This window comes from Xylanibacter sp. (assembly GCF_057607445.1).
Genome location: NZ_DBLZAX010000003.1, coordinates 266,547 through 289,387, shown reverse-complemented (window position 1 = coordinate 289,387; position 22,841 = coordinate 266,547). Strand labels below are relative to the sequence as shown.

The 22,841-nt window shown below is 46.4% G+C and carries 22 protein-coding genes; 8 read left to right on the top strand and 14 right to left on the bottom strand.

Translation table 11 applies throughout. The features are described from left to right. The first annotated feature begins 157 nt into the window (after positions 1 to 157). Positions 158 to 550, top strand: coding sequence for a VanZ family protein (locus ACZMIG_RS04415; protein ID WP_021854832.1), 393 nt, complete (start codon positions 158 to 160; stop codon positions 548 to 550). On the opposite strand, the gene ACZMIG_RS04410 is transcribed toward ACZMIG_RS04415, so the two are convergent. From ACZMIG_RS04410 to ACZMIG_RS04395, 4 genes are all read right to left on the bottom strand, one after another. After that, positions 510 to 1,016: a CYTH domain-containing protein gene (locus ACZMIG_RS04410; protein ID WP_125105596.1), complete on the bottom strand. Its 507-nt coding sequence runs from the start codon at positions 1,014 to 1,016 to the stop codon at positions 510 to 512. The two genes, ACZMIG_RS04415 and ACZMIG_RS04410, sit on opposite strands and share 41 nt — an antisense overlap. 1 nt (position 1,017) lies before the next feature. Next, on the bottom strand, positions 1,018 to 1,161 hold the full coding sequence (locus ACZMIG_RS04405) for a hypothetical protein (RefSeq protein ID WP_021854834.1): 144 nt from the start codon (positions 1,159 to 1,161) through the stop codon (positions 1,018 to 1,020). Between the two features lie 172 nt (positions 1,162 to 1,333). Then, a complete protein-coding gene (prfB, locus tag ACZMIG_RS04400) occupies positions 1,334 to 2,455 on the bottom strand; it encodes a peptide chain release factor 2 (RefSeq protein WP_125105597.1) in 1,122 nt (373 codons plus the stop codon). Positions 2,456 to 2,479: 24 nt separating this feature from the next. Beyond that, entirely contained in the window at positions 2,480 to 4,321 is a 1,842-nt protein-coding gene (locus ACZMIG_RS04395) for an AMP-dependent synthetase/ligase (RefSeq protein WP_053398410.1), read from the bottom strand. A gap of 309 nt (positions 4,322 to 4,630) precedes the next feature. Between ACZMIG_RS04395 and ACZMIG_RS04390 the strand changes: the two genes are divergently transcribed. From ACZMIG_RS04390 to ACZMIG_RS04380, 3 genes are all read left to right on the top strand, one after another. Beyond that, the gene (locus ACZMIG_RS04390; protein ID WP_487889139.1) at positions 4,631 to 5,734 is read left to right on the top strand and encodes a M20 family metallo-hydrolase; all 1,104 of its coding nucleotides are present in this window, start codon (positions 4,631 to 4,633) and stop codon (positions 5,732 to 5,734) included. 276 nt (positions 5,735 to 6,010) lie between these two features. Further along, positions 6,011 to 8,116 (top strand): M6 family metalloprotease domain-containing protein, encoded by a 2,106-nt coding sequence (locus tag ACZMIG_RS04385; protein ID WP_487889138.1) that lies wholly within the window; start codon positions 6,011 to 6,013, stop codon positions 8,114 to 8,116. A gap of 133 nt (positions 8,117 to 8,249) precedes the next feature. After that, a complete protein-coding gene (locus tag ACZMIG_RS04380; protein WP_302698185.1) occupies positions 8,250 to 8,966 on the top strand; it encodes an MBL fold metallo-hydrolase in 717 nt (238 codons plus the stop codon). A gap of 92 nt (positions 8,967 to 9,058) precedes the next feature. Here the strand turns inward: ACZMIG_RS04380 and ACZMIG_RS04375 are convergent, their stop codons facing one another. Further along, complete coding sequence (locus tag ACZMIG_RS04375; RefSeq protein ID WP_487889137.1) at positions 9,059 to 11,440, bottom strand: T9SS type A sorting domain-containing protein; 2,382 nt, start codon at positions 11,438 to 11,440, stop codon at positions 9,059 to 9,061. A gap of 190 nt (positions 11,441 to 11,630) precedes the next feature. Between ACZMIG_RS04375 and ACZMIG_RS04370 the strand changes: the two genes are divergently transcribed. Further along, positions 11,631 to 11,774: a hypothetical protein gene (locus ACZMIG_RS04370; protein WP_302353970.1), complete on the top strand. Its 144-nt coding sequence runs from the start codon at positions 11,631 to 11,633 to the stop codon at positions 11,772 to 11,774. A 268-nt stretch (positions 11,775 to 12,042) separates the two neighbouring features. Here the strand turns inward: ACZMIG_RS04370 and gyrB are convergent, their stop codons facing one another. After that, entirely contained in the window at positions 12,043 to 14,016 is a 1,974-nt protein-coding gene (gene gyrB / locus ACZMIG_RS04365) for a DNA topoisomerase (ATP-hydrolyzing) subunit B (RefSeq protein ID WP_053398406.1), read from the bottom strand. A 302-nt stretch (positions 14,017 to 14,318) separates the two neighbouring features. After that, entirely contained in the window at positions 14,319 to 14,573 is a 255-nt protein-coding gene (gene rpsT / locus ACZMIG_RS04360; protein ID WP_021854845.1) for a 30S ribosomal protein S20, read from the bottom strand. A 206-nt stretch (positions 14,574 to 14,779) separates the two neighbouring features. Between rpsT and recO the strand changes: the two genes are divergently transcribed. Beyond that, complete coding sequence (recO, locus tag ACZMIG_RS04355) at positions 14,780 to 15,508, top strand: DNA repair protein RecO (protein WP_287604479.1); 729 nt, start codon at positions 14,780 to 14,782, stop codon at positions 15,506 to 15,508. 756 nt (positions 15,509 to 16,264) lie between these two features. Beyond that, on the top strand, positions 16,265 to 17,581 hold the full coding sequence (locus tag ACZMIG_RS04350) for an alpha-L-fucosidase (RefSeq protein WP_487889136.1): 1,317 nt from the start codon (positions 16,265 to 16,267) through the stop codon (positions 17,579 to 17,581). Positions 17,582 to 17,735: 154 nt separating this feature from the next. Here ACZMIG_RS04350 and ACZMIG_RS04345 read toward each other — a convergent pair whose 3' ends face one another. From ACZMIG_RS04345 to ACZMIG_RS04315, 7 genes are all read right to left on the bottom strand, one after another. Then, the gene (locus ACZMIG_RS04345) at positions 17,736 to 18,254 is read right to left on the bottom strand and encodes a hypothetical protein (protein ID WP_288949084.1); all 519 of its coding nucleotides are present in this window, start codon (positions 18,252 to 18,254) and stop codon (positions 17,736 to 17,738) included. Positions 18,255 to 18,518: 264 nt separating this feature from the next. Next, the gene (locus tag ACZMIG_RS04340; protein ID WP_302023521.1) at positions 18,519 to 18,881 is read right to left on the bottom strand and encodes a hypothetical protein; all 363 of its coding nucleotides are present in this window, start codon (positions 18,879 to 18,881) and stop codon (positions 18,519 to 18,521) included. A 408-nt stretch (positions 18,882 to 19,289) separates the two neighbouring features. Further along, positions 19,290 to 19,535 carry a hypothetical protein gene (locus ACZMIG_RS04335; protein WP_021854850.1) on the bottom strand — a complete coding sequence of 82 codons (246 nt, stop codon included), beginning with the start codon at positions 19,533 to 19,535 and terminating at the stop codon, positions 19,290 to 19,292. A gap of 231 nt (positions 19,536 to 19,766) precedes the next feature. Next, on the bottom strand, positions 19,767 to 20,135 hold the full coding sequence (locus ACZMIG_RS04330) for a hypothetical protein (RefSeq protein WP_487889135.1): 369 nt from the start codon (positions 20,133 to 20,135) through the stop codon (positions 19,767 to 19,769). 308 nt (positions 20,136 to 20,443) lie between these two features. Then, a complete protein-coding gene (locus ACZMIG_RS04325; RefSeq protein ID WP_487889134.1) occupies positions 20,444 to 20,689 on the bottom strand; it encodes a hypothetical protein in 246 nt (81 codons plus the stop codon). 13 nt (positions 20,690 to 20,702) lie between these two features. Next, a complete protein-coding gene (locus tag ACZMIG_RS04320; RefSeq protein ID WP_487889133.1) occupies positions 20,703 to 21,089 on the bottom strand; it encodes a hypothetical protein in 387 nt (128 codons plus the stop codon). A gap of 61 nt (positions 21,090 to 21,150) precedes the next feature. Then, positions 21,151 to 21,504: a hypothetical protein gene (locus ACZMIG_RS04315; protein WP_487889132.1), complete on the bottom strand. Its 354-nt coding sequence runs from the start codon at positions 21,502 to 21,504 to the stop codon at positions 21,151 to 21,153. Between the two features lie 421 nt (positions 21,505 to 21,925). Between ACZMIG_RS04315 and ACZMIG_RS04310 the strand changes: the two genes are divergently transcribed. Beyond that, positions 21,926 to 22,841: tetratricopeptide repeat protein (locus ACZMIG_RS04310; protein ID WP_487889131.1), on the top strand; the 916-nt coding region annotated here is incomplete at its 3' end.

The window sequence follows — 22,841 nt, the reverse complement described above, 5'->3', positions numbered from 1 at the left end:
TAAATTTTCACTTTAATGTCTTATGTTACCATTAACCACTTGCACCCGCCTGTTGCCAAAAGTCAAAGCCTGCATAAGAGACGCTTTTTGTTTTCACGGCAATCGATGTCAGGTTTTCACAGAAATATGCTACCTTTGCACAAAAAGACTGACATTGATGAGACTAAGACAACCGCAAGTAAAGAAATACCCGTTTTCATATCTGTTTCTGGCCACGATATGGATTCTGTGTTTCTGCTATCCGCCACGCACTCCGCTTGACAACGTGGCATTCATAGACAAATGGGTACACATAGTTATGTATGCCGGAACATGCACAACAATATGGATTGAATACCTCAGACATCACAAGACACCTGAGACGATGAAGCTTTTTATATGGGCATGGCTCGCCCCTGTGATGATGAGCGGACTGATAGAGATACTGCAGGAAAACTGCACCGGCGGCAGGAGAAGCGGCGACTGGCTCGACTTTGCGGCCAATGCCACAGGCGTAACGCTGGCTGCCGTTATCGGAATTCTTCTGGCAAAGAGTCGCGCCAGGCACTGAACGGCGAGCGGCGCAGCGATGAGTTGTAGAACCGGCGGTCGGCAGTTACCTCGTCGGCAATGAAGTCGGGCTTGACGAAAGGCTCGTCCTCGCTCTGCAGCTCCACCTCAGCCATTACCAGGCCCTCGTTCTCTCCATAGAACTCATCTACCTCGAACACATGCTTTCCGCTGGCAACGAGATATCGGGTCTTGTCGATAATGCCCGGCTCGCACAGCTCCATAAGATGCGAGGCCTCGTCGAGCGTTATCTCCTTCTCAAACTCATAGCGGCTCATGCCTTTGCCGTCAGACGGTCCCTTGATTGTTATGAAGCCGCGGCCGTCGCGAATACGCACCCTGACAGTGCGCCCGCGCTCGCTGCAGATATAACCCTGGCGTATGCGGCTCGACGATGTAGCCTGAGCCGCATACGGCCGGCCGGCCTTGTGAACCAAGAACTTGCGCTCTATCTCCAGACCACTCATATTACATCTGGCCTATCATTAGAACAACAAGATATATCACGGCAAAGATAACCAGTGCCGCAAATATCCATGTAACGACTTTCTTGCCTTGCTGTTCTTGTTCTGCCTCACGCTTAGCGCGGCGTAATTTTCTGTTCTGACTCATAGTTATTATCTTTAAAATTAAGGTTCTTCAAATATTTTCATACGGCCTGACGCATAGCCGAATGCCGCTGACGAGGCAGCAAAAGAAGCTGCAACGCCTGACGGCGAGGCGCAAATGCGCATGCCTGAAGAAAGCAACCGGACTGCATCCGGCATCATGTGCCGACGAAGAATTACTCCTCGTCGGTAACCGGAAACTCCATAAGGTATGCCTTGATGAAGCCGTCGATCTTTCCGTCCATCACTCCGTCCACGTCAGACGTCTGATAGTTGGTGCGGTGATCCTTGACGCGGCGGTCGTCGAAGACATAACTTCTTATCTGACTTCCCCACTCTATCTTCTTCTTTCCTGCCTCAATCTTGGCCTGAGCCTCGAGGCGTTTCTTCATTGCACGGTCGTAGAGCTGCGACTTGAGCAGGCGCATGGCGTTGTTGCGGTTCTCAAGCTGCTTGCGGCTCTCTGTGTTCTCAATGAGGATTTCCTCTTCTTCGCCGGTGTCGGGGTCGACATACTGGTAGCGCAGACGCACACCGGTTTCCACCTTGTTGACGTTCTGTCCGCCGGCACCTCCCGAACGGAACAAGTCCCAGCTGACCTTTGACGGGTCGACATAGACCTCGATCGTGTCGTCAACGAGAGGCGAAACGAACACGCTGGCGAAGCTGGTCATGCGCTTGCCCTGCGCATTGAACGGAGAGACACGCACCAGGCGGTGGACTCCGTTCTCGCTCTTAAGATATCCGTAGGCATACTCTCCACCCTCAATCTCCATGGTAACGCTCTTTATTCCGGCCTCGTCGCCCTCCTGCAGGTTGCTGATTGTAACCTTGTGGCCGTGAGCCTCAGCCCAGCGCATATACATACGCATGAGCATCTGCGCCCAGTCCTGGCTCTCGGTGCCGCCGGCGCCGCTGTTTATCTTGAGCACACAGTCCATGGGATCTTCCTTCTGGCGGAGCATATTCTTAAGTTCAAGGTCCTCGATGGCCTTTATCGCCTTGGCGTAGTCTTCGTCTACCTCCTCTTCGGTAACCATATCGTCATGATAGAAGTCGAAAGCCAGCTGAAGCTCGTCGGCACAAGTGCGCACCTCCTTATATCCGTCGATCCAGCGCTGTATGCCCTTCACCTTCTTCATCTGTTCCTGGGCGCGCTTAGGGTCGTCCCAGAAGTCGGGCGCCTGTGTGCGCAGCTGTTCTTCCTCAAATTCTATTTTCTTCTTGTCTATGTCAAGATAATGATGCAGTGCCTCGGCACGCTCCATCACATCTTTCAGTTGATCACTTGTTATCATCTGGGTTACTGTCGTTTTTTTCTGTTATTTAACGGGTGTTTCAGGCTGCACGGCGTCAGCGTCTTCATACATCTTGTCTATTACGCCGGCGTAGTTCTTGTTGAGCACCTTTCGCCTTATCTTGAGCGTATTGGTAAGCTCTCCGCTCTCCATAGTGAAATGTTTTGGCAGTATGGTGAAGCGCTTTATCTTCTCATAGCTGGCAAACTGCTGCTGAAGCGTCTCTATGCGGTCGGCCATCATCTTGTTGATGCGCGGGTCGGCGCACAGGTCTTCGCGGCAGCCAAACTTTATGTTGTTGTCGCGGGCGTATTCCTCGAGCAGGGCATAGTCGGGTATAACCAGTGCAGACACAAACTTGCGCTGGTCGGCTATGACGGCTATCTGGTCGATAAACTTGTCAACAAGCAGCTTCGACTCTATCATCTGCGGCGCTATATATTTGCCGTTGGATGTCTTGAAGAGGTCTTTTATCCTGTCTTTCAGGAAGAGTTCACCTTTACTTATATAGCCTGAGTCGCCTGTATGGAAGTATCCGTCCTCGTCGAACACCTCGCGGTTGAGCGCGTCGCGCTTGTAATATCCCCTTGTGATGGTGGGGCCTTTGAGCAGGATCTCGTCGTTCTCGCCTATCTTAATGTCAAGACCGCTTATCGGGCGACCTACCGACCCTACGGTGAAAGGCTCATTCTTATGGTCGCACGACACAGTGGCGAGGCTCTCGGTGAGGCCGTAGCCAACGATCATGTCGATTCCGATAGAATGCACGAAGCACTCCACCTCCTCTGACACCGTGGCTCCTGCCGTGGGGAATATGTTGGGATGCTCTAGTCCCAGCTCATTACGCACGATGCTGAAGAGCGTCCTGTTCATGAGCGCATACTTCATCTTCAGCGACAGCGGCGGACGCTTGCCGCGGCTGAGATATTCGATATTGTGCTTGCGCCCTACGGCCAGGGCCTTCATGAAGAGCTTGCGTCTCACGGGGTTGGCCCTGTCTATCTTGTCCTTTACGCCGGCATACACTTTCTCCCAGAATCTTGGCACGGAGCTCATGCACGTAGGATGAGTCTCGCGCATAGACTGCTGTATCTCCTTCGGGTTGGTGTTGATTACAATCTCTGCACCCTCGCTAAGACAGAGGAACAGCCATCCGCGCTCAAAGATGTGCGTGATGGGCAGGAAGTTCATTATGCGGTCTTTATCAGTTACCGGCACAACCTCGTCGTTAGCCTTAAGCGCGGCATGAAACTGACCGTAAGAAAGCATTACGCCCTTGCTGTCGCCGGTGGTTCCGCTGGTGTAGAGTATGTTGCAGAGGTCGTCTTCATTGGCCTCGGCATACAGTTTTTCCACTTCCGACTGCCGCGGACTGTTCTCACCGAGCGTCAGGAAATCGTCAAAATATATTGAGTTTTTATCGTTCGGACTGATGACAACACGCTTGTCGAAGACTATCACGCGCTCGAGCGAAGGACAGTGGGAGAACACCCTGAAGGCCTTGTCGTACTGCTCCTGCTCACCGACAAAGAGCACGCGCACCTGTGCGTCGTCTATCATATACTGTATCTGCTGCTCGCTGCTGGTGGCATAGAAGGGCACGCTGACGGCCCTTATGCCGAACGCTCCGAAGTCGGTGTAGAGATACTGGAGGGAATTCTGCGAGAACACGCCGATGTTCTCCTGTACCTTGACGCCGATGTTCAGCAGGGCGTTAGACACATGTCTCACCTTACGCGAGAATTCTTTCCACGACACCGACTTCCACTGCGTGTCGCCAAAGTCACGGTAAATAAGTACGCGCTTGTTTCCATACTTCTTTGCTTGTTCGTGGATTAGAACCGAAAGATGACATCTTGTCTGCATAAGCGTATTGTTTTTTGTTAGATGCAAAGTTATATTAAATTATAATAAAAACAAAATAAAAACGGCTTTTTTACTTTAAAAGGAAATCTAAAACACGCCACTTTAACTGACAAAACGGACAATGCTGCGCCGGCTGCACGCAAACATGCCTCTGAGACCGCCCGGCGCAGCACCTGACACGGCATGACACTTGTGCCGGCATTATTTTGTTTTTACGTCATATTGAATTAACTTTGCAGCAAATAATTGCATTATGAACAGCCAGACGGTCTGTTGCAGGCCATCTGGCGACAACTTTTTTGAATGATTATGACACAGAAAGAATATCTCAACGACGCCATAGAACTGCTTAAAGAGCTGATAGCCACGCCGTCGGTGAGCCGCGACGAGAGCGCAGCGGCAGACGTAATGGCACGCACGATAAGCGGATATGGCTACGAATACAGCCGCGAAGGCAACAACATATGGATTAAGAGCAGCGGATTTGACTGCTCGAAGCCAACGCTGCTGCTCAACGCACACATCGACACGGTGAAGCCGGTGAGTTCGTGGACGCGCAATCCCTTCTGCCCTGACGTATGCGGCGGAAGGCTGTACGGACTGGGCAGCAACGACTGCGGCGGCGGACTCGTTGCCCTGCTGCAGGCCTTCAGGCACATAACGTCGCGCCCGCAGAGCTACAACACCATATGGCTTGCATCGGCCGAGGAGGAAGTGTCGGGCGAGAACGGCATAAGGCGCGCCCTGCCGCTGCTGCCTGCCGCAGACGTGGCCATCGTGGGCGAGCCCACGGGCATGCAGCCCGCCATAGCCGAGAAGGGACTGATGGTGATAGACGCCACGGCCAGGGGCAAGTCGGGACATGCCGCCAGGGGCGAAGGCATCAACGCCATATATGAGGCTCTCGACGACATCTGCTGGCTGCGCGGCTACAAGTTCGAGAAGGTGAGCCCGCTGCTCGGCCCCACGGTGATGAACGTAACGATAATAAACGCCGGCACGCAGCACAACGTGATACCCGACGAATGCAGGTTTACGATAGACATAAGGACCAACGAATTCTACAGAAACGAAGACGTGTTCAGCTTTCTGTCATCCAAGATGAAGAGCGAGCTGAAGGCGCGCTCGTTCCGCCTGTCGTCGTCGCACATAAGCGAGGACAACCCTCTGATACAAAGGTGCAAGGCCATGGGCATGACGCCGTTCGGCTCGCCCACGCTGTCAGACCAGGCGCTGATGCCCTTCCCCTCGTTCAAGCTTGGTCCGGGGCAGTCGGCACGCTCACATTCTGCCGACGAATACATAGGCATCGGCGAGATAGAAGATGCCATAAACACATACATCAGCCTGCTCGACGGAGCCGACATTCTGCCCGCCGCAGCGCCTGCGGACAGCAGTTGCATAACGCTTTGACTTTCAGTAAGTTGCAAAAGGCCACCTTTTAGCGTGCGATTTGCCGTCTTTTACACGCCAAAAGGTGGTCTTTTGCAGCCCGAAAGCATACCTTTTGCACGGCAGCAATACAGCCGCGCCACAATCACCATGAAGCACCTACATTCAGGTCATCTGACACAAAAAGACTACACAACAACATTCAGACATGTTAAATTAAACTACAAACCATAAATTTTATTTGGAAATAAAAACCAAATTCGTTACATTTGCAAGCTAAATAATCCCAATAAAAATATGAAAAAACTTTTTTTTACCTTATCGATGGCACTGATGTCAACATTGGTGCTCGCCGTACCGGCCAAACGAGGCATGTGGAAAACGGTGAAAATGGCTGACGGCACTGAAGTCAGAGTAGAACTACGCGGTGACGAATTCTGCAGCTACTGGCAGGCAGCTGACGGCCGCAAACTAGTACAGAACAACACTACAGGCTTTTACGAGCTTGCCGACATGAAGGCAATGACCGAAAGAGCCGACCAGATGAGGCAATCGGCACGCCGCAGCAAGAACAACATACAGACAAGAGGCTCGCTCGGAGGCGACCACCAGCCATACGTTGGTATGAAAAAAGGTCTTATCATACTCGTGCAGTTTGCCGACACCAAATTCTGGGCCGACCATACTCCTGCACTCTATCAGCGCATTGCCAACGAGGAAGGCTTCAAAGAGCTCGACTTCAACGGTAGTGTGAAAGACTACTTCAAGGCACAGAGCTACAGACAGTTTGAGCTCGACTTCGACATCGCCGGCCCTGTAACTCTGCCTAACGGATATGCATACTACGGCAAGCCTACAAACGGACAGAACGACAACAACACTGCACTCGGCGAAATGGTTATGGACGCCTGCAAGGCTGTTGACGAAAGCATAGACTTCACTAACTACGACTGGGACGGCGACGGAGAGGTTGACCAGGTGTTCATCCTTTACGCAGGACACGGCGAGGCTTCTTGGGACGACAGAAACACTATCTGGCCTCACGAGTGGAACTTGCACTCAGCTCTCGGCAGAATACTCACACTCGACGGCGTAACCATCGACACTTATGCCTGCAGCTGCGAGCTCGGCGTCAAGACAAGCCAGGGTTATGCTGAATGTATCGACGGTATCGGTACTATCTGCCACGAGTTCTCTCACTGTCTCGGACTTGCCGACATGTATGACACATCTTACAGCGGCAACTACGGCATGGGCGACTGGGACATCATGGACCAGGGAAGCTACAACGGCGACAGCTATCTGCCGGCCAACTACACCAGCTACGAGCGTATGTACGCAGGATGGATTGAGCCCACTGAGCTTACAGAAAACTGCCAGATAGACAACATGAAGGCTCTGGCTGAAACAGGCGAGGCTTACATCATATATAACGACAATGACAAAGACGAGTATTATCTGCTCGAGAACAGACAGGTGAGCGGATGGGATGCAGGTCTGCCTAACTCAGGACTGCTCATCCTGCACGTTGACTTCGACGCCAAAGTATGGCAGCAGAACCTCGTGAACAGCACATCACGCCAGCGCTGCACCATATTCATCGCCGACAATGACCCTGAAAACAACGACGCAGGCGACATCTATCCTTATCAATACAACAACAGCCTGACTAACACTTCTACACCGGCCGCTACACTTAACAACATGAACAAGGACGGTTCTAAGTTCATGAACAAGTCGGTAAGAAACATCACAAAGAACAATGACGGCACAGTGTCATTCTCATTCGAGAACGAGAACAACTCTGACTCTGACTTCGATCTGCCGCAGTCATACATCTTCTATGAGTCATTCGACAAGTGCAACGGTACAGGAGGAAACGACGGCAACTTCAGCGCAACGACATCAGGCTCTGTACAGTATGACAACACAGGATGGTCTTCAACAAGTTCTCGCAGCGCTTACCAGTGCGCACAGTACGGCTCAAGCATGATGGCAGGTAACGTTACAACACCTGAAATAACCGTAGACGGAACATACACACTGCAGTTCAAGGCTGCTCCTTACGCAAGCGAGGCTAACACTATCTACGTTGAGGTTAAGGAAGGCAACGGAACACTGTCTAAGCCTTCATTCGTACTGAAGAACAACAAGTGGTCTGCATTCAGCACAGAGCTGACAGCTAACGGACCGGTTAAACTCAGATTCTACGTTAACTCAGGCCGCTTCTATCTCGACAAGGTTTGTCTGAGCAACACATCTACAGGCATCAGCAACACCGTTACTGACAATGAGGTTAAGGACAACCGCATATTCAGCATCGACGGACGCTACATGGGCAAAGACCTTAACAGCCTGAAGAAGGGCATCTATATCATCAACGGAAAGAAGATTATCAAATAATCGTCATAACCTTCACCAAAAGGGCGGGCCAAGGCCTGCCCTTTTTTATTACCGCCACAGCCGCGGCCGGCAGCCACAAGACAGCCGAAAACGAGCTGAAAGCAACAGCATTCAACAACAAAACAAAGATATCATGAAGCTATATTACATCTTCCACAGCTGCTTTATGCTTGAGGCTGAGCAGTGTGTCATCATCTTCGACTACTGGAAAGACTCGCCCGACGGCGACGTCAAACACATGCTTGAGCACACAGACAAGCGCGTCTACTTCATGGCAAGCCATTTTCACGAAGACCACTTCAACCCCGAAATCTTTAGTCTGAACGTGCCAAACGGACAGAAACGTATAATTCTGTCGCGCGACATAGTAAGGCGCCGCAGAGCGAAAGAAACCGACGCTGACGTGCTTCTGCGCAGAGGCGACACCTACAGCGACGACATGATAAGCGTAAAAGCCTTCGGATCCACAGACGCCGGAGTGTCGTTTATGGTAGAAACGGACGGAAAGAAGGTGTTTCACGCCGGCGACCTGAACAACTGGCACTGGGAGGATGAGTCTACTCCACAGGAAGTCAAAAAGATGGAGGGCGACTTCATGGCAGTGCTGCGCGACATAAAAGCAGAATACCCGGCAGTCGACCTTGCCATGTTCCCCGTCGACCCGCGGCTCGGCACCGACTTTGCACGCGGCGCACGGCAGTGGATTCAGACGATAAAGACAACCTATATGGCACCTATGCACTTCCCGCCGGCAAGAGAGAAGGCCATGACCTTCGGCAAAGAGGCAGAATTCCGCGGCACTAAGTTTCTCTACATACACCGCGAAGGCGAAGAGATAGGAACACTGTAATATACACGCAAGAAAAATAAGCGCCTCAAACTGTATTATTGACAGCTTGAGGCGCAGTGATTATGAATAAAAAGGTTGGTTATAAAAACACATTAATGTTTCACCTGGAACTTCATTGTCTTACGTGCGTTTCCGGCCTGAACCTCCAGCACATAGATACCATTCTTAACCGAAGATATGTTTACAACATTGCTTGTGTCTGTCACCTTGCTGCTATAAACCTTACGGCCGGTAAGATCGTATAGATTAACATGGGCGTTGCCATCACTAAGCATATCAATATGAAGTTCGTCTGTTGCGGGGTTAGGATATACGGTAACGTCAGCTATACCTGTACCCTGCTCACGATCCTCAAGCCACTGCTTAAGATCAAGCATATAACCGAATACATTCTGGCCTTCCATACCATAACCTATCACAAAGCGTCCGTTAGGCGACATGTCGTAAGCCGAGCACAACGTACCGGTATACTCTGCACCAAGCACATTTCTTGCAAAGTCATTGATATCCATGATACCGTCTTCCTTTGTCCATATCCAGCCGCTCTCGCCTGTGCCATACCAGCCAATAGCGATATCACCTTCATTATTAATGTCAGACACAGTTCCGCCGACACCATTGTCTGTAAGCTCTACAATACCGGTTTCTATACTATAAATATACGGATTCTTTATCAGAGAACGCTCTCCACCTTTACCTCCCAGCCATTTACCATCTGAAGATACACATCTCAGTTCAAGGGCAAGATTCTGCATCAGGTTATTATCATCATTAAAATCCAAGTCCTCCTCTGATACACCTTCATGACTATATATAAATTCCTGAGTATACCCGTCTGCTCCTTTGCGCCATACAGAAGCATACCAAGGACCATTAAAATCCTGCCATCCTACAACGACACTTCCGTCATAACTTGCACCATTAGCGCGGGTTGCCTTGCCTTCAACACGTGTTCCAAGGTCAACAGGCACACCAGTTTCTGTACTCCATACCGTAGCATGACTACGGAATCCTCCATCAGACTCTTTCCACGGCGCCAAACCTACTACATATTTACCATCTCCAGAAATATCATACGCTGAACCGAAAGAAATATCACTCATATAACCCGTACTCTTCAGCGGTGTCCATTCTTGTGTTTCCATGTCATAAAGAGAGGATATTGCGCCATTCTTTGTTTCTGCCACAGGCTTGCGCATAAGGCATCCGTCAGTACCTCCTACCATTAAGGCTGTAGATGTTTGATTAATAGCATAAATGTCTGAACTTACTCCTAGATCTTCTCCTTCATTCACCCAGGTCTCTCCATAGTCTTCTGAAGAATAAATTTGCCCGTTGGCTCCTGCCACAACAAGTTTCTCTCCATCAAAAGCTACGGTATACCACTTATAATCTCCGCTTCCGTCGTCTACGCGCCTACGTTCCCAATAAGAGCTTCCGTCTGTACAAATATAGACATTGCCATTACCACACACAGCTGCAAGTTTTCCTTCACCTGAAACGGCTATTTTGGTAAACTTGACATTACTTCCACCATAATAGATACTTTCCCAAGTCTTGCCGTTGTCTGTAGACTTATATACACTACCGTCATTCGTTGCCATATAGAAATTTGTACCGTCATTGACTATGCTCGTTGGCATACCTGTGAGGCCTTTGACACCTTCTGTTACATCCGTAAACGAAATATCCATAGTATAAATGCCCTCACCATTATCGCATTGCCATACTCCTGCCGTTCCGTCTTCATACTCAACGGCAATAACTCCGCAATAAGGTGCCGCATCAATAAAGTTGATAGCATGATAACTCTTCACGTTTTTAGTAAGGCCTTCAGGACGCGGATCTACTTCATTCAACCACTGGTTGCCCAGGTTGCCCTGATAGCACAATCCGTTATCACCACCCAAGAGAATACTTCCTCTATAAAATACAGAGAAAGTATTTATTGCTCCCTGCTTCAGACCGTTCTGTATACAACTATTATCGTATATATACCAAACCTCACCTTCGTTAACGGTACGCAACACAACGCTGTTACCTGTCTCTGTGTCAACACCCACAGCAACACCATAGAACAAAACGTCCGGAGTAGTAAGATACATATCTTTTATTTGAACTGTAGGCATATCAATAGTTTTAGTCCATCCCTTACGTACTAATACATCAGCAAGAGTCACAGCAGAAATAATCTTTCCGTCATCTGAAAAGCGGCCATGTCCTCCAATACCATCACCTGGTCCGATACCGCCAATAAGCTCAAGATCTTCAGCACTCTGGTTTGGTCCTTTCTCAACTGCTCTCCACAGATAATAAGGAGTATTAAGGTCCGGAAAACCAACGGCAACACCGTCATTGTTAACACCCGTAAGGTTCATTTGTGTGTTCACCTTATAAATTGTCTGACCGACAACAGGTACACAACATGCAGAAAGAGCTGCTGCAAGTGTAACAATAGTAATACTTTTTTTCATAATATAAATATTTAGTTTAACTTACGAATCTGTGCGTAAAATTACAAATCTAAATAATATCTTTATACTTTTTCTACAGGACAATACGCCGGACACGAATGTTAAAAAAATTAAGATATAATATAACATTCTGATTTACAACACAATAAAGGGACCGGACAAATTTCAAAAAAAGTAAAAACCAATCATTATGAATTCTGACAAAACATTGTTTTGCAAAAAAGATTGTCGCCGCTTTTATGTAAACATGACAACCATGGCAATAAAAAAAGAAACAAGAAAAAGAACAAATAAGAATCTATACAACAGCAGGAACCATAAATCTGCCGATTAAAATCTAATCAGTCATAGACCTGCCAAAATATGATTTTGCAAAACAAGTACGTTGATGTTTCTGTCTTCTTTATGTTTTCTATTTCCATCAACCCTTTCTTTACATATCCATCATGGCAGCGAAAAAGCATGCAACGATTCTCTTTTAAATTCTGTAGGATTCTAATTACAGTTTAGAAAGACAGATATAATGACAGATTAGGAATAAAAAAATCCGCACGTAAAATCTAATTACGTACGGATTATATCTGAATATTTATTATTACGCCTTAAGCATCGATGTTTGCGTATGTGGCGTTCTGCTCGATAAACTGGCGTCGAGGTTCAACATCGTCACCCATAAGCATTGAGAATATCTCGTCGGCCTCGGCGGCATTCTCTATCGTAACCTGTTTCAGCAGACGTGTCTCGGGATTCATTGTCGTCTCCCAAAGCTGCTCCGGGTTCATCTCACCCAAACCTTTATATCGCTGAGTGTGTATGCTCTTGCCGTCGTCAACGCCGTTGCCGTACTTGTCGAGGAATGCCTGACGCTGCTGGTCGGTATAGCAATACTCCTTCACCTTGTTCTTATATGTGCAGAGATAAAGCGGCGGAGTGGCTATATAGAGATGTCCGTCCTGAATAACCTTAGGCATGAAGCGGTAGAACAGAGTCATTATAAGGGTGTCGATGTGTGAACCATCGACGTCGGCATCGGTCATTATGATAATCTTGTCATAGCGCAACTTTTCGATGTTTGCCTCCTTGTCGTCCTCGCCGTCAACGCCGAAGCGCACGCCTATACTCTGTATGATGTTCATAACCGACTCGCTCTCGAACACCTTGTGCCACATAACCTTCTCCACGTTAAGAATCTTTCCGCGCAGCGGCAGTATGGCCTGTGTGTAGCGGTCGCGTCCCTGCTTGGCAGAACCGCCGGCCGAGTCTCCCTCGACGAGGAATATCTCGCACTCCTTCGGGTCTTTGTTTGAGCAGTCAGCAAGCTTTCCGGGCAGACCGCCTCCGGTCATAGGATTCTTGCGCTGAACGCTCTCGCGCGCCTTGCGTGCCGCGATACGTGCCGTTGCAGCCAGTATCACCTTGTCGCATATCTGCTTTGCCTCCTTCGGATGTTCCTCGAGATAATATGTCAGAGCCTCTGACACAGCCTGCTGAACGGCTCCGGTAACTTCGCTGTTGCCTAGCTTTGTCTTTGTCTGACCTTCAAACTGCGGCTCAGCCACCTTTATCGAGATAACGGCCGTAAGTCCTTCGCGGAAGTCCTCGCCTGCAATCTCTATCTTTGCCTTCTCGATCTGCTTTGATATAACAGGGTCGTTGTCGGCATATTTCTTCAAAGTACGTGTCAGCGCCATGCGGAAACCTACGAGATGCGTACCGCCTTCGATGGTGTTGATGTTGTTCACGTATGAATGGATGTTCTCGCTGTAGTCAGTGTTATACATCACAGCCACCTCGATAGGTATGCCCTGCTTCTCTGTCTTCAGATAGATAACGTCATCGAACAGATGTGTGCGGTGACGGTCGATATAGCGCACAAACTCCTTCAGTCCGTCCTTGGCATGGAACACTTCCTGCCTTGTCTTGCCTTCCTCGTCGGGACGAAGGTCTGTAAGCGTAATCTTTATGCCGGCGTTAAGATATGCCAGCTCGCGCATACGCTTGGCTATTATGTCGTATTTATACAGTGTCGTGGTGAATATTGTAGGGTCCGGCCAGAACTGCTGGCGTGTACCGCGCAGCTCAGTCTCGCCAACCACCTTTACAGGATACAGCGGCTTACCCTTCTCATACTCCTGCTGATATATCTTTCCGTCGCGGAACACCTGTGACAGCATGTGTGTAGAAAGCGCGTTGACGCACGACACACCCACACCGTGCAGACCTCCTGACACCTTGTATGAGCCTTTGTCGAACTTACCGCCTGCATGCAGCACGGTCATTACCACTTCAAGAGCCGACTTATGCAGTTTTTCGTGTTCATCCACAGGGATACCACGACCGTTGTCCTGCACGGTTATAGAGTTGTCTTCGTTTATCGTAACTTCAATATGGGTGCAGTATCCGGCCATGGCCTCATCGATAGAGTTGTCCACTGTCTCGTTCACCAAGTGGTGAAGACCCTTCTCGCTGATGTCGCCTATGTACATTGCCGGACGCTTGCGCACGGCCTCAAGGCCTTCAAGCACCTGTATGTTACTGGCTGAATAATTATTCTCGTTGATTTGATTTTCTGCCATTTCGCTTCAATGTAAATTAACGTGCAAATATACAAAAAATCTGCGACACGGCGAAGGCTTTTAACTATAAAAAAGTGAAATGACGGTGTTTAACTACACCATAAGCACCTTTGCCCACAATATTACGGCAAAAGCCCGAAACGGCAGCCAAAGCGGTGCCACACGCTGCCATGCACCATGCTTCATGACGCTCATGACAACAATAAAAACGCAAGAAAGGAAAGAAGCAAACCGGCAAACAACAAAAAAGGCTGCAATCTTTGTTGATCACAGCCCTTATTGTCTCTTATTTATAATTTAATTTATCCCAATTTGCTGATGTGGCACGCCAACTTTGACTTAAGATTAGAAGCCTTATTCTTGTGGATGATATTGGTCTTAGCCAGTTTATCAAGCATCTTCTGTACACTAGGATACAGCTTCAGAGCTTCTTCCTTATCTGTTATAGCGCGCAGCTTACGCACTGCATTACGCATTGTCTTTGCATAATATCTATTGTGCAATGTTCTTTTCTTCTCCTGACGGATTCTCTTAACTGATGATTTGTGGTTTGCCATCTTTGTTATTATTCCTTTTTATTTTGTTAGTAGTCCCTAGGAGAGTCGAACTCCTCTTTAGAGAATGAAAATCTCTCGTCCTAGCCGATAGACGAAGGGACCATTTGATAAATTTGCGGTGCAAAGGTAGTGGTTTTATTTTAAACCTCCAAATTTTTCTGCAACTTTTTTCTCAAAAACCATAAAATTCTTGTATTTTTGCAGATATGATAACAAAAACAAGGGCTTTAGTGCTGCATTCGTTCAAATATGGAGAGCAACAGATGATTGTTGACTTTCTCACCGAAACATGCGGCAGAACGTCGTGCATTATAAAGATTCCGACATCGGCAAGGGGCAAGCTCAAGAAGCAATACTTCCAGCCGCTGTTCATTCTCGACACCGACATCGACATAAGACAGAACGCCAGACTGCAGCGGCTGAAGGACGCACGCATAGCGGTGCCCTTCACGTCGATACCGTTTAACCCATACAAAACGGCCATCTCGCTCTTCATGGCCGAATTTCTGCGCTGCACCACACGCCGCGAGCAGACCGACCCAACCACATTCTCATATATAGAGAACAGCATCAGATGGCTCGACGGATGCGGCGAGGGCTTTGCCAACTTCCACATAGTGTTCATGATGCGCCTGTCGAGATTTCTCGGATTTTATCCCAATACCGACAACTACGAGCCGGGCGACTGGTTCGACATGAGGAGCAGCTGCTTCTGCCGTCAAAGGCCGATGCACGCCGACGTGCTCAGTCCTGACGAGGCGCGCAAGATAGGACTGCTGCTGCGCATGAACTATGCCACGATGCACCTTTACCGCATGTCGCACTTTGACCGCAACAGGATGGTGGACACCATAATAAGCTATTACCGCATACACATGCCCGAACTGCCAGAACTGAAGTCGCTGCAGGTGCTTAAGGAGCTGTTTGCTGATTGACAAGCCAAATTAGACATAGATTTAAATCATACGACACCTTTAGATTCTTCACTTACGGAACATCACTTCGTGGTAAAAACTTAGGACAAAATATTTTTCCAATCTAGAAAAGCAGAGTATAACGGATGTTAATTAATTCAGACAAAAGCGGCGGAGCATTAACATACGTTCACAGACAAGACTGAATAAAAGGCTTAAACATGAATTTTTTGAGGTGTAAAAGCATGGTCTACGGATAAAAAACAGGCATGTCTTGCAACGGAAACGGGCCACTTTTGCACCGTAAACGGCAAAGTAATATTTTTTAACTGTTAAGCTTTTGTCTTTAAAACAGCATAAAGCACTGAACGACAACAGGTTAGCAAAAACACGCATTTTTCGCCGTTTTTCACGCCAAATCACGGATTCGTGACGAGCATCGCCATTCTGAGAGCGTTAAGTGGACTGGTTCATGTAAGAAAAGCTGACAAAAGACCATAATGAAGCTGAGCGGAAAGAACTAAAAAACAATGTGCGGCATTGCACTAACTGAAATTATGAATTGCGAAACGAAGTTAGGCGAAAGCCGATCGTGAATTATGAATTATGAATTGTTAATTATGAATTATAAATTAAGATTCGTATATTTGCATGCTCCCCTGCCCTGCCTAGCCATACGGCACGAAGAAGGCAGGCATGAGAAAGCCGACATGCAGACGGAAATATGCTTGCGGACATAACGGCTGAAACATCACTATGCACAAATAATATAATATTATGGAAAAACATTTTAAAAGGACTTTTATGGCATTATGCCTGGCCGCGTTGCTCATGCCGGGCATGGCGCATGCGCAAAAGGCAGGCTACGTGCCGGCGCCCGAAAACCTGAAGGCGCGCAAAGAGTTTAGCGACAACAAGTTCGGGATATTCCTCCACTGGGGCATCTACAGCCTTTTAGGACAGGGTGAGTGGTATCTCAACAGCGGCGGGCTCAACTGCCACGAGTATGCCAAGGCCGCATCGGCTTTCTACCCATCGCGCTTCAACGCGAGCGAATGGGTTAAGGCCATCAAGGAAGCAGGAGCGCGGTATATATGCATCACCACACGCCACCACGACGGCTTCTCGATGTTCGACACAAAATATTCCGACTATAACATTGTTGACGCCACGCCCTTCGGACGCGACGTGATAAAGGAGCTGGCAGACGAGTGCCACAAGCAGGGCATAAAGCTTCATCTGTATTACTCTCACCTCGACTGGACGCGCGAAGACTACTATCCGCTGGGCAACACGGGCCACAGGACGGGCAGAAAGAACCACGGCAATTGGGAGAGCTACTATGAGTTTATGAACAACCAGCTGACCGAGCTGCTGACCAACTACGGCGAGATAGGCGCAATATGGTTTGACGGAGTGTGGGACAAGCCCGACTTCGACTGGCGCCTTAGCGAGCAGTATGCCATGATACACCGCCTGCAGCCGGCATGCCTCATAGGCAACAACCACCACAGGGCGCCGGTTGAGGGCGAAGACTTCCAGATGTTTGAGCGCGACCTGCCGGGCGAGAACACCGCGGGCCTTTCTGACGAAAGCGAGATAGGCAGTCTGCCGCTGGAAACATGTCAGACGATGAACGGAATGTGGGGATATAAGGTGAGCGACCAGAACTACAAGTCGGACACAACGCTCGTAAGACTGCTCGTAAGGGCTGCCGGCAAGGGTGCCAACCTGCTTATGAACATAGGGCCGCAGCCTGACGGACAACTGCCGGCAGTGGCTCTTGAGCGCCTTAAGAGCATGGGCAAGTGGCTGTCTGAATATGGCGAAACGGTGTATGCCACCACGGCAGGCGACGTGATGACAGCAGAATGGGGCACCACGACGCGCAGCGGCAACAAGCTTTATGTGCACATCCTTGCCGACGACATGCCGAAGATGATATTGCTGCCGCTGAAAGGCAAAGTGAAGAGCGCCGTATTATTTGATACAGGCAAAAAGATAAGTCATGAAAACGTAAGCGGCGGCGTAGTGCTGCACACTGCCGACCTTACGCCGGCGATAGACCGAATAATAACACTGACGGTGAAATAAGTGAAGAGGAAAAAATTAAGTGAAGAGTGAAGAACGAAGAGTGAAGAATTCAATAGCATATAAAACTGAATAGCATTATAGCATTGACGACGTTCTATAACACAAAACCGGCTATTGAATTCTTCACTCTTCGTTCTTCACTCTTCACTTATACTTATATTCCCACTCCCAAAGTAAAGAATGCGCCGTTGTATGAACCTATTCCGGCTGTGCGCGAACTCATGTGGCGGAAACTTACGCCGAAATCAAACTTCAGAGGACCTCGCCCAACCCTGAACATTACGCCAAGATCGTAAGCAACATTCTTCCAGTCGGCATGACCGACGCTCGTCGACACCGTGCCGCGAAGGTCTATGGCCGTAACGTCGTCCTTATAGAACGTATAGCCCAAACCTCCACCAAGATTCTGCGAAGTGACGTAAGTCTTCAGTCCGTCGGCATCACAATGGCCGTAAATGCTCTCGCCATGAACAAAGGCATACATACGCGGAATAAACCTGTAGCCTATGTCGGCATTGAGGGTAAGCGGATGCATGTTGTTGCAGCCTGTTCCTGCACTCACTCCGAGATTGATAACAATTTTATCGAAAAAACACTTTTCGTTCGACGCGTTCTGCGCTCCGGCTGTAGCCATGGCCATAAGAAGGGCCAACAAGAACAATAATTTCTTCATAGTAAAAAACATTTTTAGTTTGTGCTTTTTACTTTAACACGTACAACACGCCGTATTGTGACATCGTTTTTAGTAAATTAACATTAACGGCAAAAAAGATTCACAACATTTTTTCATCTTGAACACGTGGGGACTACGGAAATGAAGAATGAAGAATTCAATAGTATATAAAAGCTGAGCAATCACAATATTGACAATCTTGATTGCGCCTTACAATATAAAACCGGCTATTGAAATCTTCACTCTTCGTTCTTCACTCTTCACTTATTTAGCTCCTTTGGGCGCCGGCAGGAAATATGCAATGACTGTAAGGACAAGCATTAAGATCCAGAAGCTGCTCATACCGGCATCTACCGCATAGCTCACAGCCACGCCTATCAGACAGATAACGATGTCTAAGACCGAAAGGACCGACCTTGACGTATAACGCGAAAGGAAGCCGCGCGCATCCTTAACCAAATCTTTTATCATCAGCACAACCATCAGGACAAGACACAGAACTATTAATCCCCAGACGGCATAATCTGCCGCAGGCACGCTGCCAAACAGCGGCTCAAGTGCAAACAGAAGAAGAAAGATGCTGAAAATAATTTCAAGCTTGCCGGTCTTTAAATCTACTTTTCTCATAGGCTTGTTGTTAAAAATAATATTTATAGGTTTAAATCACAAAACATCAAACTTAAACAGCTTTTTCCGCATGGAGGAATATCTAACACTCGACACAAAGATTATCAGCGACAAAGCCGTCAGCATTATCATGCCGGCACAAACAGACATTCTGTAATGCCGTATTATAACGTGCTGATATGGTTCAGCAGCTCTTGTAGCCTTATGTTCACAAAGTTAGGAAAAATCCTGGACATTTTCAACTTTCTATAAGTTTATTTCGGTTCATCACCGATATCCATTGAAATATAAGCGTTCAGAGCAGCGCGACAGACACAACGCAATAACCCGGCCGAATAATAACCGGTCGGGTTATCACATTAAATTATTAATACTGCTCAAATTTTTCACAACGCTTTTCCGTAACCGTCAGAAAGGAAGCAGCATGAAAACAGTAAAATACACCATAGCCAGCAGAGCCAACACCTCTAATGCCAGTTCCAGCTTGTCAAAGCGGGTGCTTTCATTGTTTTTCAATAAAGACGTCAGTGTTACAAGCACCAGCGGCAAAATCATAAAGGAATACCTCAGTTCTATTCCAAACAACACAAAGCCCCACCATACAAGACCTATAAGGAGTATGAGGGAAAGAATTATTACTTTTGCTTTTTTCATAAGGCACTAAAATTAAATTTAACCACCATAATCATTAAAAACTTCAACGAAGTTAAAGAGAGAGAGTAAAGCAACAAATGTAATTTTCTACAGATTTATACTCACAAAGAAGATGCGCAACAAACCATTATCATGCCTAAGCACGCAGGGACGTACCCCAGGTGCGTCCACCTTTACATTATCAATCATATATAACGCTTTCGGACGCACCTGGGGTACGCCCCTGCAATATCACGTTGTTTTCGTTCCCTTTGGTGTCGGCAGAAAATATACAGCAACAAAACAGATAAACAGAAAAATCCACCAGCTACCTGAATTTGAGCTGAACGCATAGCCTACAGCCAGGCCTATAAGACAGATTACGGCATCAACAATCCAAAAGACCGACCTCGATGTATAACTCGAAATGAAGCCGCGCGCATCCTTAATCAGATTTTTCACCAAGAACACAAGCATCAACACAGCGCACACTGCCATCAACCCATAAATTAGATAATCTATCACAAGTATGTCTCCAAACACAGGCTCTACAGCATATAAAAGCAGAAGAGTGCTGAAAAGGATATCTAACCTGTCTTTCCTAAAACTTATTCTACTCATAGCTTATGATTTTAAGATTATTGCTCAAACATTTTTATATCACGCAAGACAAATTGTCAATGCAGTCAGAAATATTTTTATCGTTATGCTAAATAGTCCGTATATTTGTTTGCAAATGTAGGCAAAAACTAAAGTCGTTATTTATTTTAGTAAGTTCTTTTCGGTTCATTTCTAATAAATTACAGTTTACGTAGGATTTATTCAGAGCCGTATGATACGGCGTAAAGTAATAATCCGACACGTTTCAATTTAGTCGGATTATTACTACTATTCAAAATTTTCACAACGCTTAATCTTATCAATAAGAATCAAAAAGGAAGCAGCATGAAAACAGTAAAATACACCATTGCCAGCAGAGCCAACACCTCTAATGCCAGTTCCAACTTGTCAAAGCGGGCGCTTTCATTGTTTTTCAATAAAGCCGTCAACGTTACAAGCAAAAGCGGCAAAATCATAAAGGAATACCTAAGTTCTATTCCAAACAACACAAAGCCCCACCATACAAGACCTATAAGGAGTATAAGGGAAAGAATTATTACTTTTGCTTTTTTCATAAGGCACTAATATTTAATTGCCATACTTATAGTAAACGCTCCAACCTTTACCATCTGCATCTGGTACGATTTTAAGATATACAACTCGACCACCTTCAATCTTGTTTGCAAGTTTTGTTGCCAATGTTACTGCTGCAACCCTACCAGATGCATGTCCTCCATAAATCCAACCAGAATCAAGACCATCACCTCGAGTTGACATTATCACCTTAGCACCAGTGGATGATGTATACGACACATAAACTATACCATCTTCAGAATTGTTATTCTCAACTATTTCTCCTACCAAATCAGGTAATGATTTGTATGAAGATTCTTCACAATCATAATCATCATAAGATGAACATGAAGTAACCATTGACAAAGTCAATAAACACAAAACATAAAATAACTTTTTCATAATTAAAAAATTTTAGGATTAAACATAAGTTATAATTTTCACGTGAAATATCATTTATATTTTATTCTTTATAAAAAGAGCCCAAAACCTGCATAGAACCATCCGTTACTACATAAACGACATATTCTCCTTTCTTACATTCAGACATATCACACTCTATACCCTCATCTTCATTTACATTAAAAACATCCAATGCCACAGTTTCTCCATCCTTAGTTATTATTATCTCTGCATTTTCTTCACTGCAACAAAACCATACAATAAAAACTTTTCGAGTGGTATCGTAAAAAGATATCACAGGCTCTTTTTGAGAAGGAGCTTTATTTACAATAAGACCTTTTCCAATTCCTACTATTTTTCTAAAAACAGGTGCAAAATCATTATTTGCAAATACTTCTCCAAATGAGAATACCATCACCAATAATAAAAAAATTTCTTCATAGTTTTGATAAATTTAATAACTTTCTGTTCTCAAAATTAGAAAAACAATAAAGTCTCTCCAAATTTTAAAGCAATTATTATTTTTAAATGTCACAATCATAAAACAATATAACAAGCTAAAAATCAAAAAGTTACACAACAATATATTATTTTCTATCTTTGAAAATTGTGACGCTTTGAATAAGTCTAAGGACAAAAACATCTTAAATCCATATGCTTTTCAACATAAATTGATTAACTTTGAAACAACAAAAAACAAGACATTAATGAAAAGACTTTTTCTATTCTCTATAGTAACAATACTTATCCTTTGCAGCTGTAATTACAACAGAGAAACACACAAAAAACTCGTTTTGGCAGATACATTATTGTACCAAACAAAAAACGATTCGGCAATGAAAGTGCTTAAAAGCATCAATACTGAGGATCTAAAGGACGAAAGCAACAGGGCATATTATAATCTTTTGATGACGCAGACACGTCACGTTTTGTATATGACGCCTATGCCCGACTCCATCATAAACGGATGCATTGAATATTACACAAAACACTACGATGCAGAGCAACTCGCAAAATCTTATTACTATAAAGGTGCAATACTACGCAACAAAGACAAAATAAAAGAAGCCATATTAACACTGAAGGCAGGTGAAATACATGCAAAAGAATCTGACAATAAAGTTCTTTTACATCACATAGCCGAACAAATTGCTTTCATTAACATGAAGGCAGACAATCTTAATACTGCCTTAAAATATGAATATATTGCGCTACAAAATTCCAAATTAACAGGCAATAAAGCATGGATTGTAGAGGATCTGTTCCAAATGGCGGCTATATTTAACAACAAAGACATGGACGACAGCTGCGAACACTATATGAGAGAAGCATTAAAATACACAAGTTATCTTCATAAAGAACTAAAAGCCGACTTCTATGCTAATGCCGGAGCTTACTATTATAATTCAAACAAGCCAGACTCTGCCGAGAAATATATATTAATGTCCATAAAAGCCAAGCCGACGGCGAGGGCGGAATTTATACTCGGAGTGATATATATGGACAAAGGACGAAAAGCCGAGGCATGGAGACTATATGAAAAGGCTGTAGCAGACGGCGACTTCGACATCAAGGCTGAAGTGCTGGCGTGGATGTCTGACATAAAGAAGGAGCAGGGCGAATATAAGGAGGCCATGAAGCTGGCGGAAAGAAGCAAGGCAGCTGAAGACAGCATGAAGGCAAGACAACAGACTGAAGATATGCTCGCGCTGCAGAAAAGCATAGAGAAAGAAGAGGCCGTGAAGAATGCCG

Bases quoted from the DNA above. Each gene is read 5' to 3' on its own strand.
- ACZMIG_RS04415 (WP_021854832.1), top strand. From the start codon at position 158: ATGAGACTAAGACAACCGCAAGTAAAGAAATACCCGTTTTCATATCTG.
- ACZMIG_RS04410 (WP_125105596.1), bottom strand. From the start codon at position 1,016: ATGAGTGGTCTGGAGATAGAGCGCAAGTTCTTGGTTCACAAGGCCGGC.
- ACZMIG_RS04405 (WP_021854834.1), bottom strand. From the start codon at position 1,161: ATGAGTCAGAACAGAAAATTACGCCGCGCTAAGCGTGAGGCAGAACAA.
- prfB (WP_125105597.1), bottom strand. From the start codon at position 2,455: ATGATAACAAGTGATCAACTGAAAGATGTGATGGAGCGTGCCGAGGCA.
- ACZMIG_RS04395 (WP_053398410.1), bottom strand. From the start codon at position 4,321: ATGCAGACAAGATGTCATCTTTCGGTTCTAATCCACGAACAAGCAAAG.
- ACZMIG_RS04390 (WP_487889139.1), top strand. From the start codon at position 4,631: ATGACACAGAAAGAATATCTCAACGACGCCATAGAACTGCTTAAAGAG.
- ACZMIG_RS04385 (WP_487889138.1), top strand. From the start codon at position 6,011: ATGAAAAAACTTTTTTTTACCTTATCGATGGCACTGATGTCAACATTG.
- ACZMIG_RS04380 (WP_302698185.1), top strand. From the start codon at position 8,250: ATGAAGCTATATTACATCTTCCACAGCTGCTTTATGCTTGAGGCTGAG.
- ACZMIG_RS04375 (WP_487889137.1), bottom strand. From the start codon at position 11,440: ATGAAAAAAAGTATTACTATTGTTACACTTGCAGCAGCTCTTTCTGCA.
- ACZMIG_RS04370 (WP_302353970.1), top strand. From the start codon at position 11,631: ATGAATTCTGACAAAACATTGTTTTGCAAAAAAGATTGTCGCCGCTTT.
- gyrB (WP_053398406.1), bottom strand. From the start codon at position 14,016: ATGGCAGAAAATCAAATCAACGAGAATAATTATTCAGCCAGTAACATA.
- rpsT (WP_021854845.1), bottom strand. From the start codon at position 14,573: ATGGCAAACCACAAATCATCAGTTAAGAGAATCCGTCAGGAGAAGAAA.
- recO (WP_287604479.1), top strand. From the start codon at position 14,780: ATGATAACAAAAACAAGGGCTTTAGTGCTGCATTCGTTCAAATATGGA.
- ACZMIG_RS04350 (WP_487889136.1), top strand. From the start codon at position 16,265: ATGGAAAAACATTTTAAAAGGACTTTTATGGCATTATGCCTGGCCGCG.
- ACZMIG_RS04345 (WP_288949084.1), bottom strand. From the start codon at position 18,254: ATGAAGAAATTATTGTTCTTGTTGGCCCTTCTTATGGCCATGGCTACA.
- ACZMIG_RS04340 (WP_302023521.1), bottom strand. From the start codon at position 18,881: ATGAGAAAAGTAGATTTAAAGACCGGCAAGCTTGAAATTATTTTCAGC.
- ACZMIG_RS04335 (WP_021854850.1), bottom strand. From the start codon at position 19,535: ATGAAAAAAGCAAAAGTAATAATTCTTTCCCTCATACTCCTTATAGGT.
- ACZMIG_RS04330 (WP_487889135.1), bottom strand. From the start codon at position 20,135: ATGAGTAGAATAAGTTTTAGGAAAGACAGGTTAGATATCCTTTTCAGC.
- ACZMIG_RS04325 (WP_487889134.1), bottom strand. From the start codon at position 20,689: ATGAAAAAAGCAAAAGTAATAATTCTTTCCCTTATACTCCTTATAGGT.
- ACZMIG_RS04320 (WP_487889133.1), bottom strand. From the start codon at position 21,089: ATGAAAAAGTTATTTTATGTTTTGTGTTTATTGACTTTGTCAATGGTT.
- ACZMIG_RS04315 (WP_487889132.1), bottom strand. From the start codon at position 21,504: ATGGTATTCTCATTTGGAGAAGTATTTGCAAATAATGATTTTGCACCT.